This is a genomic window from Christensenella minuta (genome assembly GCF_003628755.1).
In the GTDB taxonomy this organism is placed as follows: domain Bacteria; phylum Bacillota; class Clostridia; order Christensenellales; family Christensenellaceae; genus Christensenella; species Christensenella minuta.
On sequence record NZ_CP029256.1, the window covers coordinates 2,781,258 to 2,798,187 of the forward strand.

The following is a 16,930-nucleotide window of genomic DNA, read 5'->3' on the forward strand; positions in this document are numbered from 1 at the left end:
TTGCGGCTTTAAGGTCCGCGTGTACGCGGCGGTACCGGTGCGTCCGCTTCAGGGCGCGCCGCAATCCCGCAGTTTTAAAACCGGAGCGCTCTATTCCTGCTTTCATGAAAAAATATGGTATAATAGACACAGAATGTTTTTATTTCAAGCCTTGCGGCGGCAGGCCCCGGCAAGTCCCCGGGTTCCGGCCGGAAGGGGAAAAAATAGCGCATGAAAAAAATATTTCATAAGTGGAAGAATTTTTTCAAAAGGTTGTTGACAAAATTTTTTCACTTTGATACAATTGCGTCAAGGGAGAAAGATTGGCATGGATTATAACCTGATTACCCAAAGACAACAAGAAATCTATGACTTCATAGCAAACGCGAACGTAACGACGATCCAGGAGATCAGCGACGCGCTGAAGTTTTCACCCTCCACGATCCGCAGGGATCTGAAGGTGCTGGAAAAGGAAAAACGGATCCAGTCGTTTCACGGCGGAGTGTCGGTTAATACGGGTTATGGTTCCTTCATAGAACGTACATCGAAAAACAGCGAGGTTAAGAAAAAAATTGCCGAGGCCGCTGTCGAGCTGGTCGAGGACAACGATTTTATTTATGTCGGCGGCGGATCGACGACCTTTGAATTCGCAGCCATGCTGGGCCGGAGGTTTGACCTCAGCGGAGTCACGATCGTTTGCTCCGCAATGAACATCGCCCGATGCTTCGTAGCCAATAAGCAGTTTAAGATCATCGTGCCCGGCGGCGAACTGGAAGCGGAAGACGAAAGCATGGCGTCGAAGATGACGATCGATATGCTCAGCCGTTATAATTTTACCAAGGCGTTCGTTGGTTCCCAGGCGATTAACGCCAAAAACGGTTACTCGATCCCACGGCTCAATCTCAGCGAGCTGAAGTCGATGATCGTGGAAAACAGCAAGGAACTGATCCTGCTGTGCGACCATACAAAAATTGGCAAAGTAAGCGCCTATAAAGTTTGCGGCATTGATGGGGTGCATACTCTTATCACGGATTTTTTTGCGGAAAATGAAGAAGAACTCCAGAAAATTGCAGATCATGGTGTAAAAGTCATACGTGTCTGAAATTTCCGGTTTTTATACGAATGTTTCTTTAGTGTTCCTTTTTTTTACCAAAATGTGGAATAATCTAACCAGAATGGAAAATAATAGTCACGAGAAAGGGAAAAAGAATGAGTAATCAGTATGTTTTGGCGCACGATTTTGGAACCAGCGGCGATAAAGCGTGCATTTTCGACATCGATGGCAATTTCCTTGCGGAGGCCTATTATCCGATTAAAACATATTATCCCCAGCCGGACTGGGCGGAGCAGCGCCCGGAGGAATGGTGGCAGGCCGTAAAAGACGCCACCCATGAGGTTGTGGCGAAATCCGGAGTGGCGCCGAAAGACGTAAAGGCGATTTCCTTCAGTTCGCACGGCATGACGGCGATTCCCGTCGATAAAGACGGAAACCTTCTCCTTGAGCAGGTCATGACGTGGATGGATGCACGGAGCACGCGGGAAGCGGAATATATCCTCGGGCACATCGGGGCGCGCAAGCGTTACGAAAAGACGGGCAACAGCTTCGACGTCGCGTTGTACCCCTCTTCCAAGTTGCTGTGGATGAAGCGCAATCTGCCGGAGGTCTACAACAAGGCCGTCAAGTTCTTAAACCCGAAGGAGTACCTTGCCTACCGGATGACGGGAATCTACCGGAACACCGATTACGGCGACGCCGGGATGAGCGGGCTTTACAACATGAACACGCACAGGTGGGACGAAGAATTGATGCGTATTTCCGGCGTGGACGAAGAAAAGCTCCTGGTCCCCGCGGAAAATACGACGCCCGTCGGCAATCTTACGAAGCGGGCTGCAGCAGATATGGGCCTTACCACCGATACGCTGGTCGTCCTCGGCTCGTGGGACAATTACGCCTGCGCCCTCGGCGGCGGGGTACGTAAGAAAAATACCTTTGTAACATGCCTGGGGACAGCCGGGTGGGTAGGCGTGAACAATGAAAAGCCCCTGATCGCGGACGGCTTTATGTCTAATGTGGTCTATGTTGGAGACGGCACCTATTTCACCAGCGTGCATTCCCATTCCGCCTGCGCAGCCTATGAATGGGTGGTCCAGAACCTATGCGCAGACCTCAGGGAAAAGTATGGGAAACAGGTTCACGAAGCGGCTACGGAGCTGGCGGAGCAGGCGGGAGCCGGTGCGAACGGCGTTTTCTTCCTGCCGTCCATGTTCAGCGGAAATACGTTCTATTCCGATGCCAGCCTCGCAGGGAGCCTTGTCGGGCTGAAAATGCACCACACCAAGGCGGATATCCTCCGGGCGGCAATGGAAGGCCCGGCGTTCGACCTGATGATGGGCGTGGATTTTTATAAAATGATGGGCGTAATGACGGACGAAGCGCGGCTCATTGGCGGCGGAGCGAACAACAGGCTGTGGATGCAGATACTGTCCAATATGTTCGGCGTCAAAATGATCCGCCCGAAAAACCTGCAATACATCGGCGCGCTCGGCGCGGCGCTCATCGCGGGCGTGGGTGCGGGCCTCATCAGCAGTTTCGACGCGGTAAGCGACGTCATCCAGCTTAGTGACAGCGCGCAGCCGGACGGCGGGGAGATGGAAAAATACAGGCGGCTTCTTCCGGTATTTAAGCATTTTTACGAAAGCCTGATGCCTGCATATAAAGAACTCAGTCAATTCACATTTTAAGGGGGATAACGTGTATGTGGAATTTCACAACAGGAGCGGATGCCGCTCCAAAGAGCATCAAAAAAACCAATAAAAAAACATTTAACGAACTTGGGATACTGATCGTGCTGGCCGCGCTGTGCGTCTTCATCGGCCTGTTTAACCCGGTATTCTTCACCGCGACAAATGCGATCAACGTACTGCGCCAGATTTCCGTTATGGGCATCATCGCCGTGGGCGAAGCGTTCGTCATCATCACAAGCGGCATCGACCTTTCCGTCGGCAGCTTTATCTCCCTGGGCGGCGTGAGCTGCGCCGCGCTGATCGTGGCGGGGGTCAACCCGTGGCTCGGCCTCGTCCTTGCGCTCGCACTGGGAGCGGGTCTTGGCTTTGCGTCCGGCCTGTGTGTGGTCAAACTGAAGCTCAACCCGTTCATCACGACGCTGGCAATGCTCAATATTGTAAAAGGGATCTCTTATCTGATCTCCGGCGGGCTGCCGATCGATTTCGATAACCCTGTCGCCGTCCTCGGCGGGACGGTAGGACCGATTCCCGTACCCGTTATCCTGATGTTCATTATCATCGTGATCGGGCATATCGTCCTCACAAAAACGGAATTCGGCCGCAACATATTCGCCGTAGGCGGAAACGAGAAGGCAGCGAAGCTTTCGGGCATCCGCGTAGACCGCGTTAAATTTGCGGTATATGCCATCACTGGCGTGCTTGCCGCTTTTGCCGGCATCATCACGGCAGGCAACCTGAACTCTGCGGATACCGCGGCCGGTTCGGGCATGGAGCTCGACGTGATCGCCGCGTCGGTAATCGGCGGATGCAGCCTTTCGGGCGGCCAGGGCTCTATCGTCGGCGTACTGATCGGCGCGGGCATCCTCGGCGTTATCCGCAACGGCTTCGTGCTGCTGATGGTTTCCAACTATTGGCAGATGATTACGATCGGCCTTGTTATCATCGCGGCCTGCGCATTCGATATGTTCCGCCGCAGCAAGCAGTAAGGAGGCGCGTATGGAAAATTCGGAACTGCTCCGCGTAGAACATATTTCCAAATCGTTCCCGGGCGTAAAAGTGCTAAACGATATCAACATCGATTTCCGCAAAGGAGAAGTCCACGCGATACTCGGGGAGAACGGCGCCGGGAAATCTACCCTGATGAACATCCTGTTCGGTTATTACCGCGCGGAAGAAGGCAGCCTGATCTGGGAAGGGAAAAAGGTATCGCTGCATTCGCCGCTCGAGGCCCAGCATATCGGCATCTCTATGATCCACCAGGAAAATTCACTGGTTCCTTACCTTAGTGTAATGGACAATATCTACCTCGGGCATTATCCCAAAAACGGGGCGTTTATCGACAAGCGTAAACTGCGGGAAAATGCCGTGGACCTGCTCAGGGAGCTTGAGGTGCCGGATATCGGACCGGATACCCCGGTGGAAAAACTGAGCGTAGCGCAAAAGCAGCTTGTCGAGATCGTGAAGGCGCTGTCCTTAAAACCAAAGCTGCTGATGATGGACGAACCAACCGCGGCCCTCACGGCCAAGGAAACACATACGCTGATGAATATCATCGGCAAGCTGCGCAGGGAAGGGACCGCCATCGTTTATGTATCGCACCGCATGGAAGAGGTGTTTGAGGTAGCCGACAAGATCACCGTCCTGCGCGACGGCGTTATGATTAAAACAGTCGACAAAACGGATATCGATATCGACGAGGCAGTCCGCCTGATGGTGGGACGCGATCTTGAAAACCAGATGAGTAGTATGGAGAAGCGCGACCCGGCAAGCATCAGCAGCGAGGTAATCCTCGAGGTGCGCGGCCTGAGCCGGAAGAACAAGTTCGAGGATATCAGTTTTGCCGCGCGCAAAGGCGAGATACTTGGGTTCGGGGGACTCGTGGGCGCGGGGCGGAGCGAGTTGATGGAATCCATCTTCGGCTTCGACAAGATCGACAGCGGCGAGGTGCTTATTAAGGGCCGGGTCGTGCAAATCAAAAGCCCTTACGACGCGGCAAGATACAAACTGGCGCTGGTGCCGGAGGAGCGCAAGGTAAAAGGCCTGTTCCCAGACCTGAGCGTGGGCGACAACATCAACATCGCAAGCTACAAAAAACTGAAAAAAGGGAAGCTGATTGATAAGAAGCTGGAGACGGAAGCGGCCCAAAGATATGTGGAAAAGCTGAATATCAAAACGACAAACACCAGGAAGCGCATCGGCGACCTCTCGGGCGGCAACCAGCAGAAGGCGGTACTTTCAAGGTGGTTGCAGACAGAGCCGGAGATTCTGATCCTCGACGAACCGACACACGGGATCGACGTAGGGGCAAAAGCCGAAATCTACGGGATCATCCGCGATCTGGCGGACCAGGGCATCACCATCCTGCTGATCTCGTCCGAGCTTCCGGAGCTGCTGATGCTCAGCGACAGGATCGTCGTCATGAGCATGGGCAAGATAAGCGGCATCGTGGAACCGCAGGATTATTCCGAGGAAAATATCATGATGCACGCTACAGGGCAAAAGAAATCCAATTTAAGCGAACGCTTAAAAAAATAAAAACTTCAGGAGGAAAAAATGAAAAAGATTATCAGTCTGATTGTGGTAGCAGTTCTGCTGGCAACGGTCGCATTCGCCGGCTGTGCACAGCAAGCGCCCGCTGCCAGCGAAGAGCCTTCCCAGTCCGCGGAAGCTTCCGAGTCCGCAGCACCGGAAGAATCCACGGGGGCGGAAGCGTCCGCAGGCGCCGCAGATGCCGGCTCTTACGAGTGGAAGCAGGTCGGCGAAGTCGAGAATGTGAAGATCGTCGAGCAGGAACCGGAAAAGCCGTTGCGCTTTGCCTTCCTTGGCTTCCAGAACAACCCGTTCTGGAATCTCGTACAGGATGGCGTGGCGGAAGCGACGGAATTCCTTGCCGGACATAATGTAACGATCGACAACATCAACCTCGGCGAGAACATCGACGCGACGGTCATCAACAACGGTCTTGAAGCGGCGGTTGCGCAGCAGTATGACGGGATCGTAACGACGCCCTTCGTAACCGGCGTGGAAAACTATATCGATGCGGCGGTCGATGCGGGTATCCCGGTCGTGACCCTTTACGGAGAAAGCGAAAAACCGAGCAAGCGGTTCGTATTCATCGGACAGGACAATAAGGAAGCGGGCCAGACGGTTGCGGAAGCAATGGACGAAGCCCTCGGCGGAGAGCAGGGAGCGAAATTCGCGATCATCACGGCTTCCTTCACGATGGAAAACCTTGAGATCAAGCGGAACACCGTAAAAGATTACCTCGAATCCAAAGGCTATGTCAGCGTGGGCGATTTTGAGGCGAACGACAGCGCAGACCAGACCTACACGCTCACGAAGGACATCCTGACGGCAAACCCGGACGTCAAAGCGATCTACTGCGTGGCAGGCGGCCCTTACGGTGCACCGAAGGCAATTGCGGATGCCGGTAAGACGGGCGAAGTATTCGTCATAGGCCACGACGAAACCGCTGAAAACCTGGGCTATGTGCGTACGGGAGAGATGACGGTCATTGGGCAGAACCCAACGGGCGTATCGTTTGACGGGTTTATGTATCTGTACAACAAGGTAGTAGCGGGCCAGGATCCGGAAGAAGCAGTGCTTGCTTCCCATTCCATGATTATTGATAAAGACAATGTGAACGAGTTATTCCCAGAATAATAGAAAATTATCGTCTGGGCCCACCACAAGTAAGGACATTCCGCGGGACAAAACCGTCCCGCGGGATGAGTGTGGGTAAAAGCCGGACCGGACGGAATCGAATTTGTATACGACAGGCCATGCCTGTGAAATAAATTTAAAACGAAATAAGCCAGGAGGAATTTATCATGAATGCAAGAGAAGCGGCGCGCCTGATCGATATCAGCGCGGTAAGGACGCATCACACGATGAGTGACATCGAGGAGATCGTAGGGTACGCAAAGGAATATAAATTCATCAACGTGCACGTACTGCCGAACTGGATGAAGCAGCTTTCGGAAATGCTGAAGGACGTAGAAGGGGTGTATGCGGGAGGGCCGGTGGGATTTCCGTCCGGAGCGCATAAAACGGAGACGAAGGTCGTCGAGGCGAAGGGACTGATCGAGGACGGCATCGAGGAAATGGACATCGTGATGAACGTAGGACGATTCAAAAACAAGGAATACGGTTATGTGCTGAAAGAACTGAGGGAGATCATAGGGCTTGCGAAAAACGCGGGGCGTCCGATTCTCACGAAGGTGCTGATCGAGCTGAATTGCCTGACGGAAGAGGAAGCGGACAAGGCGTGCGAGATCGTCGTGTCAAGCGGAGCGGATTTTCTGAAGACGGGAACAGGCTGGGTGCCGGGAGACGCGAATATCGAACGGATCCGCAGGATAAAGAAGAACCTGGCGGGAACGGGGATGAAGGTAAAGGCGGCGGGAGGCATCCGCACGCGTGAGGAATTCGACGAGCTTCTGGAGATGGGAGTAGAGCGCTTCGGCATCAACACGCAGTCGGCGATCGAGATCGTAAAATCGTTTGAATAAGGAGAGGCGGAAATGACAGCAAAAGAATTAGGCAGGATCATGGGAGGCCGTATCCTGGAAAGCTATTATGATTATGCACACGTATCCAACCTGGTATACGAGGCGCTCGACCTGGGATTCGAGTGCATCCAGGTATTCCCCAATATGCTTCCCAAGGTAAAGGAAGTCCTGAACGGACGCGGCCTTGAGGTCTGCGCGGTGGTTTCCTATCCTCATGGAATATTCCTGCCGGAGCAGAAGGCGTTTGAAATCAAAGACGCCATCGAAGCGGGCGCGACGCAGATCGAATTCGTGGTACACAACATCAATGTTCGCTCCGGCAACTGGGAGCTCGTGCGCGATGAGTTCCGGGCCTGCCGTCAGGCGGCGGGCAGCCACGTCCTGAAGGCGATCCTTGAATGCGAATGGCTGACGGACGAAATGATCCGCAAGGTGTGCGGGATCGCGGCGGAAGAGAAGATCGACCGCGTATGCACTTCGATCGGCGTATACACGCGGCCGGACGAAAACAAGAACGATATGCTGATCGGCGTGGAGCCTGAGGATGTGCGGAAGGTGAAGGCCGCCGTACAGGGAAAGGTGAAAGTCGTTGCGCAGGGAAATATCGACAGCGTTTCCAAATGCAGGGAATTGCTGGACGCGGGCGCGGATTATATCAGCTCGGAATTTGCGGCGGATATACTGCGCAGCTGGGAATAAACGGGAGGAAACTATGTACGACAGAGATTTTGTAAAACGGGCGATCACTTCGCCGTTCGTTTCATACCTATCGGAAGATATCGTAAGGCAGGAGTTGGTGGACGGCTACAAGAACAGCATCCGGTCGGCGATCATTGCCCCCGGACAGTGCGACCTCATCAACGAGGTCAAGGTGGAATACGGTAACGGCTATTCCAGGACCGGGATGGTCGTTGGGTATCCCTACGGCGGGATGTCTACGAATATGAAGGTATACCTGACCAAATATGCAAGGGAAAAGCATCTTGACGAAGTCGACGTAGGCTTCAATGTGACGGCGGCCGCTTCAAGGGATTTCGATAAGGTGCGGGAAGAAATGAAGCAGATCGTGGAAGCGGCAGGCGGGGAAGTCAAGGTAATCCCCATGCTGTGGATGGTCAAGTTTCCCTTCGAGATCGTGGACGAGCTGTGCCGGATTTATGTCGATCTCGGAATCACCTCCGTAAAAACGAGCGCGGGTATCCATTTTGGGCGGATGCAGGTAGAGCATATCGAATGGCTGTGCAACAATTGGGGCGATCAGCTGGAGATCGAGGTTGCCGGGAAGGTGCGTTCGCGTGAGATCGCGGAACGAATGATCGAAGCGGGCGCGCGGTTCTTCCACATGGGAAGTTGGCGGCGCCTCGGCGGAATCGGACAGGATATCCAGTTCGATTTCAACACCAAGGAAACAAAATACGGGGAATACAAGGAAGCGGAATAAAACGGGCCCGGGTCTTGAAAAGGGGGAAAGGGCAAATGAAGATAAACCATGCGCATCACATTGCCGTCAATACGATGGAGATCGAACGGGCGGTGGAGTTTTACCGGGATATCCTCGGGTTCCGGGAGGTGCGGCGGGCCGATATGGGGCCGTGCACCCTCGTCTATATGGAGATTTCGGAAAATATGTATATGGAGTTGTTCGACCTGCGCGGCGGCACGGAAGACGGGCAAACCGCCGAAAACCGGCGCGGCCTGCGCCACATTGCTTTCGATGTGGACGACGTGCGCGCGTGGGACGCGTTCCTCAGAGAAAAGGGAGTGCCCTTTGTACAGGAACTGTCCGAGATGCCGCAGATCGGCAAACGCGCCATCCTGGTTTCCGATCCGGACGGCGTGGTAGTGGAACTTTGCGAATCCCTCTGAGCGGAATCACGGAAAATCAGGAGAAAGAAAATGAAATTCGGAACCCATTATTTAATTGGAATCAACTCATTCTCGTACGATCCCTTCGGAACGATCGACCGTGCGGCCCGTCTTGGCTTTGACGCGCTGGAGATTCCCTTCGGCGACCTCATGGCCGGCGGTGGGGAAGAGCGCGGTCTCAGGATCGCCGATTATGCGAACAAAAAAGGGATCAAGCTGGCTTTTTGCGGGGGTTTCCCGGAAGAATGCGATATGCTCAGCGACGATGCAGCCGTCCGCGAAAACGGCATTCGGTATATGCACAACCTCCTCCTACTGATGCAAAAGATGGACGCGGACCTGCTCGTAGGCTGCCACTATACCAAGTGGCCGGTACGCAGGACAGAGACGCTTTCGCTGGCCCATAAGGAAGAACTGGTGGAACGGACGGCGGAAGCGTACCGGCTTGCGGCGCAGCCCGCACAGGAATGCGGCGTAACCTGCGCGATCGAGACGCTCAACCGTTTCGAAGCCTATTTGCTCAACTGCAGCGAGGAAACGGCCGATTTCGTGGACCGCGTAGGTAACCCGAACGTCAAGGTCCATTTCGATACCTTCCACATGAATATTGAGGAAGACAGCATTGGCGGGGCAATCAAAACGGCGGGCACGCGGCTGGCGGCGCTGCACGTCGCGGAGAGGAACAGGCGGTTCCCCGGCATGGGCGATTTCTGCTGGGATGAATTTTTTTCCGCACTGAAGCAGGTCGGCTTCGACGGCTATATGGACCTCGAGGTGTTCATGTTGCCCGAAGGGGATATGAGCGCGATCATCGGCGTGTGGAGAGATATTTCCCGCGGCGTTCGTGGGAAAGAATTTGAACAGCTGGAAGCAAGGTCGCTGGAGTTCCTGAAGGACAAAGCGGCGCAGCACGGCCTCATTTAAGGGAGCGGGGAAATGACGGACGGAAGAAAACACGATCATATCGGCCTTGCGGCAAAGAATCTTGAAGAAACGGTCGCTTTTTATACCGGAATTCTCGGTTTTGAAGTGGTTGGGGAATGTACCGCGCCGGACGGAACGCCCATCAAATTCCTGCGCAATGGAGGCCTGAACTATGAAATTTTCCAGCCAGCCGGGGGAATGGCTCCGGGGCAGGCGGAAAAGGTAGACCACGTTTCCTATGTTTCCGACGATATCGAAGAGGATTACCGCTGGTTCATGGAAAACGGATACGAATGTACGACCGATGGCATAGAGGCGCTAGACAGCGCATGGGAAAAGGGTTGCCGCTATTTTAAGATCAAAGGACCGGGTGGCGAGGAGATAGAATTCGACCAGATTGTGTGAGCTTTCCGGGATGGAAATAAGAGGAGATCAGAGGAAAATGAAACAGTTGGCGATCGTAACGGGCGCAAGCAGCGGGATCGGAAAAGCCGTTGCGAAAAAGTTTCTTGAACTCGGCTATGAAGCCGTTCTTGCCGACCGGAACCCGGACAGGCTGCGGGCGGCAGAAGAGGGATTCGGTGCGTGGAAAGGCCGTTTTACCTGCTGTGAAACCGATGTGGCGGACGCCGGAAGCATCGACGCGCTGATCGTACAGGTACGGCGGAGAAAAGCGGATTTCCATGTGCTTGTGAACTGCGCCGGGGTGTTCCGCGGCGGCCTGCTGCACGAAGCGGCGGCGGAAGACTACGATGTGCAGTTTGATGTGAACGTAAAAGGGACATGCCTGATGATGAAGGCAGTGCTGCCGCTGATGCTGGAAGCACACGGCGGGAGCATTGTGAACGTCGCCTCGGTTTCCGGGATTCGAGGGGACTATAACGCGCCCCTCTACTGCGCCAGCAAGGGCGCGGTGATAAGCCTTACGCGCGCCGCCGCGCTCGACTACATGGAAAAAGGCATCAGGATCAACTGCGTATCACCGTCGGCGACGGCGACGCCGATGTTCCTGTCGGGGACCGGAGACGGTGTGATGCGGGCGTTTAAGGAAGCGCTTCCGGACCATAAGATCGGGCTGCCCGAGCAGGTGGCGGATGCAGTCGTGTTTCTGGCTTCACCGCAGGCGGCGCATATCTGCGGGCATAACCTGCCCGTGGACGGCGGCCTCACCGCGTGGAACGGACAGCCGAGACAGGATAAGGACGCCTGACCGGGCGGCCGCCGGCGGACGGCATCCGTGTTGTACGGAAAAACAGAATAGGAACACAGCGAAACGCCGCTTAAACGGCGTTTCGCTTTTTTGTTGCCGGTTTTGCGGATATTTCGGATAGCGTACCGTCCTTAAGGAGAAGGACCCTGTCGCACATCCCGTCCGCCTCGCCGAGGTCGGAGGTGAGGATCACGATGCTTTTCCCTTCGCGCAGGAGATTGTTGAACATATTGTAAATCTGTACCCGTCCGATGTTATCCACCCCGCGCGTCGGTTCGTCCAATATAAAGATGTTCGCCCCGGCCACGATGCCGCGCGACAGCACCAGCTTTTGCTGGTTTCCAGCGCTCAGCAGCCCGGGCGGCTGTTTGATGTCAAAGTAGTCGATATCGAGCCTGTTTGCGAGGCAATAGGAAGTCTCGGTATATTTGCGGGAGGAGATAAGCGAGAGGACGGATTTGCGGGAACTGTAATAGGGAAAGATGAGATTCTCCGCCAGGGAGAGATGCTGGATAATACCAAATTCCCTGTCGTCCAGAATCAGCCGCAGCCCGTTTTGATAGGCGTCGTGGACGGAAGAGATACGGACCGGCTTTTTATTGATGTAAAGGGTGCCGCCGCTTTTGGGAAGATGGCCCGAAAGCAGCCGCGCCAGCGTGGTCTTTCCAACGCCCGCGCCTCCGACGATACCGAGGATTTCCCCTTCGTGGAGGCCAAAAGAGATGTCCGTTAAAAGGTCCCGGTAAGACATATGCTCGCAGCGGAAAACCTCTTCACCGGGTTTCACGGGAAGCTTGGGATAGGCGCGCGGCGGCGGATCGTTGCACAGGACCGCCGTAAGGTCGGTCCTGTGCAACGCCTCGCCAGAGGCGGTAAATACGATCTTTCCCTCCTGTATCAGCAGCAGGGAATCTGCAAGCTCGGGGACCTTCGCGCACGAGGAAAGGTACAGGATAGACATTCCCTCGGCCTTGATCTGCTCCAGCACACGGAAGATTTGGTCCAGCTCCTCTGTGTTGAGTGCGGAAAATGCGTCGTCAATAATCATCACCCGCGCGTTCTGCGTCAGCGCGCACAGGAACGCGAGGATCTGCTTTTCCGCGAGGCCGAGCGTCTCCACCGTATCGCACGGGTCAAGCCAGCCGAACCCATATTTCGTGAGGAAAGACCGGGCCGATTCGGCAACCGCCTTTTTGCTGTTCCAGCTGCGGTTTATTTTTTCCGGGGAAACGCTTTGCTTCCCGAACAGGAATATATTTTCCGCGATGGTAAGGTCTTCGCACAGCCTTGCGATCTCACCGAGGACAACGACTCCAAGGCGGTGGGCGCCCGTCGGGGACGCAAGGTTCGCGGGTTCGCCGCCGATCAGAACCGTGCCGCTGTCATATGGCTCGAGGCCGCACAAAATTTTGGCAAGCGTTGTCTTGAAGGAGCTGTTTTGGCCCACAATGCTCAGCATCTCGCCGGAATGAACGCAAAAGGAAACATCCGACAGCAAACGAACGCTGTCGTAGGCTTTGCTTAAATGAGATACCTCAAGCGTAATATGGCTATGCATCATATTATTCCTCGCAATCAGTCGGCCTGAATATCGTCCAAACGGTATGAATGATATACCGGGATGTTGTGACTGTAGAAATAATCGGAATATTCCTCGGGAATGGCTTCGGCCGTAATGATCTTGGTCGCCAGGTCTGGCGCGCCAATGCGGGCAAAGGAGTTCCTGGAGAACTTGGAGCTCTCGGCGCAGACGATAACCTCCCCCGTTTTCGCGCATACATTCTGATAGGTAAGACAAAGGTTGCTGTTGTCAACGGAGTATCCGGTATTGAGCGAAATTCCGTCCACGGCAATGAAGACCTTGTCAAAATACATATTATCCAGGAACCCTGTATAAAAAGCATCCATAACACCGTAATAGCCGTTATATACGCCAAAAGTCCCGCTGGCAATGATTACGTTTAATTCCGGATTCTTTTTGAGATGGATAGCCGCCGAAATATTGTTGGTCACGATCGTAAGGTTCTTTTTCTCCGGCAGGATCCTGGAAATTTGCGTACAAATAGAACCCGTCCCGAGAAAAATAAATTCATCGTCCTGGATAAAATGAGAAGCAATCGTAGCGATCAATGATTCCTCCGGATTGCACATATCCTCTACGGCGTCCGGCGTATGTTCCTGCTGCGGAAAAGAATCATTCAGTATAGCTCCCCCGTGCGTGCGGGTCAGGATGCCCTCGGATTCCAATAATTCCAAATCCTTTCGGATCGTTACGGTCGAAATATTGAATAATTTACTTAATCTCGAAACATCAACGCTTTTGTAATCCATCAACATTTGACAGATTTTTTTTCTCCGCTCGCTGGCAAACATAATAACTCCATTTGAAGCATAGTTCTTTAAATAGAATTATATACTGCTTCGTCCTTTTAATCAAGCGTTTTGCCAAATCGCCTGTAAAGGAAAAAGACCGGAAAATTGGATCGGCAAGAGATGGTTTCCCCGGGCAGCGGTTGCTTTTTGGTTTCGAAAAACATTTCGTATACTTTCGTTAAAAAAGAACAGACAGAGAATACCGGCAGGAAGGCATTTTTAGAGAGGAGGATAAAATTGCTTCAATAAGGGCTGTATAATTGGTAAAACCAGGGGAGAAAAAATGAAAAAAGAATTTTGAATTTTTTATGAAAATTTGGTTGACAAACGAAATGCATACAATTATAATCAAAACATAAACAAACCAAATGAAACAATAAAAAGCTAAATGAAATATTTGAGATATTCGGTAGCTTATCAAAAAAAATCATACTAAAAAACCAAGCATATAAAACAGAAAACAGAAAAGCTTCCCTTTGTTCATTGTAATTTTGTCCGTGGAAGCGGACAAATAAAAAATATCTGATGGAGGAAAGAATAATGAAAAAAATGTTGGCTCTTTTTCTCGCCCTGCTTATGACGTGCTGCGTGTTCGCAGGATGTGCTGCGGGCGGCGGCAGCGCGGAACCGTCCGCGGAAGCTCCCGCCGAAGGTACGGGAAGCAGCCCTGCTGCGGCAGCTACGGAAGCGGCCGGGGAACAGGGAACGAAAGATACGTTTAAGGTGGGCTTTTCGGCGATCACCCTGAACGGCGATTTCTTTACGACGATGGCATCCGAATTGCAGCAGGCCTGCTATGACGAAGGCCTGGTCGCATCCCCGGAAGACGTGCTCGTGCTCAACGCGAACAGCAACACCGCGGACGAGATCGCGAATATGGATACATTTATTGCCCAGGACTACGACATGATCTTTGTCGACAGCACCAACCCCGACGATATCGTTCCCCTGATTAACCAGGCAAACGCGGCGGGTGCGCAGGTGATCTGTATCGACTCCTACGTAAACGGCGGGGACAAAGTCACGGTCGTGTATTCGGACAACAAGCAGAACGGCAGGAAGGTGGGCCTCGCGTTCGCGGAAGAAATGGGAGACCAGGAAATTTATTCTATTATGCTGTCCGGCGTCAAGGGCAACATTGCGGGCGAAGAGCGGCGGGTCGGCATCATGTGCGGCGTGCTCGAAGCGCGGCTCGGGATCACCGAAGACGAAGCGTGGGAACTCGCCTACCAGATGAACGACGAGCTGATCGGCAACGGCTATACCGAAAATACGGATGCCAAATTCGTCATTGCCGGCCAGGGTTGGGGCAACTGGAATATCCAGGATATCATGGCGGACGCAAATGATTTGATCGTCAAGACCTACGGCAAGCTGAATACGATCTTTGCCGAAAACGACCAGATGCTCTTCGGCGGTATGCAGGCGGCCGAGGACGCGGGCCTCAAGGAAGGTATCTATTATGCGGCGGCGGCCGACGGCGAAAAGAAGACCTGCGATTACATCAAGGAAGGCAAAGTCGTAGCCGTCGGAGAGAATTCTCCGGTACAGATCGCGAAACTTGCGGCGCAGACGGCAAGGGAAGTCCTCGTGGACGGGAAAGACCCGACGAGCTATCCGGATACGGTGACCACGGACGCGGTTGCGGTCACGAAGGAAAATGTGGATGAAGAATACGAAAACTGCTTCTGATTTGCGGTAAGCGGGAAAAGGCCGAACGATCGGCTGTTGCAGCTGGCCCCGCCCGCAAGGGCGGGTGCCGGTTCGATATATGGCGTCCGGTGCCTGGGAAAAGCAAGGGCTTCCGGACAGGGAGGATTCATGCATGGACGGCAACTATAAACTACAAATGAAAGATATCTCAAAAAGCTTTGCGGGGGTGCATGCCCTCCGAGACGTCAACCTGAATGTGAAACAGGGGGAGATCCACGCGCTGCTGGGCGAAAACGGCGCGGGAAAATCTACCCTGATGAAGATTTTGTCAGGCGCATACCAAAAAGACTCCGGCGAAATCTATATCGACGGCAAGCGGGTAAAAATTCACACGCCCCGCGACGCAAAAGAGCTTGGAATCGCAGTTATTTATCAGGAGCTGGTACTGGCGCCGGACCTCACCGTGGCGGAAAACATCTTTATTGATAAACTGTCCGGGGGACGCGGATACATCAACTGGAAAAAACTGCGTGCAGATACAAGGAAGCAGCTTGACGACCTCGGCTTTGGCGATATCGACCCAAACGCAAAATGCGGCGACCTAAGCATCGCCTACCAGCAGGTCATAGAAATATGCAAATGCCTCACGCGCAAGGCGCGTATCCTGGTGCTCGACGAACCGACGGCGGTCCTTACCTTCAAGGAGATTCGCAAATTGTTTGACGTGCTGAACAGGCTGCGCGCGGACGGGGTAAGCATTATTTACATTTCACACCGGCTGGAAGAAATTTTTGAGCTGAGCGATAACATCACGGTGCTAAAGGACGGTCATTACGTGACGACTGTACCCACAGGCGAAATCGACAAGCACAAGCTTGTCAACCTGATGGTGGGCCGGGAACTCAAAGACTTGTTCCCGCCGCGCAATGCGGCGATCGGCGACGTTGTGCTGTCCGCAGAAAACATCAGGGCCGTGCCACGCGTGAACGGCGTGAGCTTTTCCGTGCGGGCGGGGGAAGTTGTCGGATTCAGCGGGCTTGTCGGCGTAGGCCGGACGGAAACCATGCGCGCCATCTTCGGCGCGGACAAGATGGATTCCGGAAAAATATTGTACTGCGGAAAAGACACGCATTTTAAAGACCCAAAGGACGCGGTCAAACATAAATTTGGGATGCTCTCCGAAGACCGGAAAAATGAAGGCGTGCTGCTGGAACAGAGCATCCGCATGAATGTGACCATCGCCGCGCTCGATAAAGTGACGGACAGGACGGGCTTTATCATCAAGCGCAGGACTGAGAAGAAGTTCGTGGAAGATATCCTGAAAAGCATCCAGACAAAATACGCATCCATCGAAAACGATGTGGACAGCCTGTCGGGCGGCAACCAACAGAAGATAGCGCTTGCGAAATGGATCGCGGCGGACTGCAAGTGCATTGTGTTCGACGAGCCGACGCGCGGCGTCGACATCGGCGCGAAGGTGGAAATTTATAAAGTAATCAACAGTTTTGCGGAAAACGGGATCGCCGTGGTTATGATATCGTCGGAGATGCCGGAGATCATCGGCATGTGCGATAGGGTCTATGTCATGCGTAACGGGAAAGTTTCCGGGGAACTTGAAAAAGAAGAACTGAGCGAAGATCAACTGATCGGCTTGGCGATGGAGGTATAG

16 protein-coding genes are annotated in these 16,930 nt (G+C 53.6%); 14 read left to right on the top strand and 2 right to left on the bottom strand.

The window, feature by feature from the left end; translation table 11 throughout:
- Positions 1-307 precede the first annotated feature (307 nt).
- The 12 genes from B1H56_RS13425 (at position 308) to B1H56_RS13480 (ending at position 11,235) form a co-directional block, all read left to right on the top strand.
- Positions 308-1,081: a DeoR/GlpR family DNA-binding transcription regulator gene (locus tag B1H56_RS13425; RefSeq protein ID WP_066523361.1), complete on the top strand. Its 774-nt coding sequence runs from the start codon at positions 308-310 to the stop codon at positions 1,079-1,081.
- Between the two features lie 107 nt (positions 1,082-1,188).
- Positions 1,189-2,721 (top strand): xylulokinase, encoded by a 1,533-nt coding sequence (locus B1H56_RS13430; protein WP_066523362.1) that lies wholly within the window; start codon positions 1,189-1,191, stop codon positions 2,719-2,721.
- 14 nt (positions 2,722-2,735) lie between these two features.
- The gene (locus B1H56_RS13435; RefSeq protein ID WP_066523363.1) at positions 2,736-3,710 is read left to right on the top strand and encodes an ABC transporter permease; all 975 of its coding nucleotides are present in this window, start codon (positions 2,736-2,738) and stop codon (positions 3,708-3,710) included.
- 10 nt (positions 3,711-3,720) lie between these two features.
- Complete coding sequence (locus tag B1H56_RS13440; RefSeq protein ID WP_066523364.1) at positions 3,721-5,259, top strand: sugar ABC transporter ATP-binding protein; 1,539 nt, start codon at positions 3,721-3,723, stop codon at positions 5,257-5,259.
- A gap of 18 nt (positions 5,260-5,277) precedes the next feature.
- Positions 5,278-6,387: a sugar ABC transporter substrate-binding protein gene (locus tag B1H56_RS13445; protein ID WP_066523365.1), complete on the top strand. Its 1,110-nt coding sequence runs from the start codon at positions 5,278-5,280 to the stop codon at positions 6,385-6,387.
- Between the two features lie 167 nt (positions 6,388-6,554).
- Positions 6,555-7,235: a deoxyribose-phosphate aldolase gene (gene deoC, locus B1H56_RS13450; protein WP_066523788.1), complete on the top strand. Its 681-nt coding sequence runs from the start codon at positions 6,555-6,557 to the stop codon at positions 7,233-7,235.
- A gap of 12 nt (positions 7,236-7,247) precedes the next feature.
- Positions 7,248-7,934, top strand: coding sequence for a deoxyribose-phosphate aldolase (gene deoC, locus B1H56_RS13455; RefSeq protein WP_066522738.1), 687 nt, complete (start codon positions 7,248-7,250; stop codon positions 7,932-7,934).
- Between the two features lie 13 nt (positions 7,935-7,947).
- Positions 7,948-8,676 (top strand): hypothetical protein, encoded by a 729-nt coding sequence (locus B1H56_RS13460; RefSeq protein ID WP_066522739.1) that lies wholly within the window; start codon positions 7,948-7,950, stop codon positions 8,674-8,676.
- 35 nt (positions 8,677-8,711) lie between these two features.
- Entirely contained in the window at positions 8,712-9,101 is a 390-nt protein-coding gene (locus B1H56_RS13465; RefSeq protein ID WP_066522741.1) for a VOC family protein, read from the top strand.
- Between the two features lie 30 nt (positions 9,102-9,131).
- Positions 9,132-10,025, top strand: a complete 894-nt coding sequence (locus B1H56_RS13470; protein ID WP_066522742.1) for a sugar phosphate isomerase/epimerase family protein — start codon at positions 9,132-9,134, stop codon at positions 10,023-10,025.
- Positions 10,026-10,037: 12 nt separating this feature from the next.
- The gene (locus B1H56_RS13475; protein WP_066522744.1) at positions 10,038-10,430 is read left to right on the top strand and encodes a VOC family protein; all 393 of its coding nucleotides are present in this window, start codon (positions 10,038-10,040) and stop codon (positions 10,428-10,430) included.
- 37 nt (positions 10,431-10,467) lie between these two features.
- Entirely contained in the window at positions 10,468-11,235 is a 768-nt protein-coding gene (locus B1H56_RS13480; protein WP_066522746.1) for an SDR family NAD(P)-dependent oxidoreductase, read from the top strand.
- 70 nt (positions 11,236-11,305) lie between these two features.
- On the opposite strand, the gene B1H56_RS13485 is transcribed toward B1H56_RS13480, so the two are convergent.
- Both B1H56_RS13485 and B1H56_RS13490 read right to left on the bottom strand, forming a co-directional pair.
- Positions 11,306-12,796: an ATP-binding cassette domain-containing protein gene (locus B1H56_RS13485; protein ID WP_162939011.1), complete on the bottom strand. Its 1,491-nt coding sequence runs from the start codon at positions 12,794-12,796 to the stop codon at positions 11,306-11,308.
- Positions 12,797-12,810: 14 nt separating this feature from the next.
- Complete coding sequence (locus B1H56_RS13490) at positions 12,811-13,608, bottom strand: DeoR/GlpR family DNA-binding transcription regulator (protein ID WP_066522748.1); 798 nt, start codon at positions 13,606-13,608, stop codon at positions 12,811-12,813.
- A 540-nt stretch (positions 13,609-14,148) separates the two neighbouring features.
- On the opposite strand from B1H56_RS13490, the gene B1H56_RS13495 reads away from it, so the two are divergent.
- Together B1H56_RS13495 and B1H56_RS13500 are read left to right on the top strand one after the other, a co-directional pair.
- Complete coding sequence (locus B1H56_RS13495) at positions 14,149-15,300, top strand: substrate-binding domain-containing protein (RefSeq protein WP_066740117.1); 1,152 nt, start codon at positions 14,149-14,151, stop codon at positions 15,298-15,300.
- Positions 15,301-15,433: 133 nt separating this feature from the next.
- Entirely contained in the window at positions 15,434-16,930 is a 1,497-nt protein-coding gene (locus tag B1H56_RS13500; RefSeq protein WP_066522876.1) for a sugar ABC transporter ATP-binding protein, read from the top strand.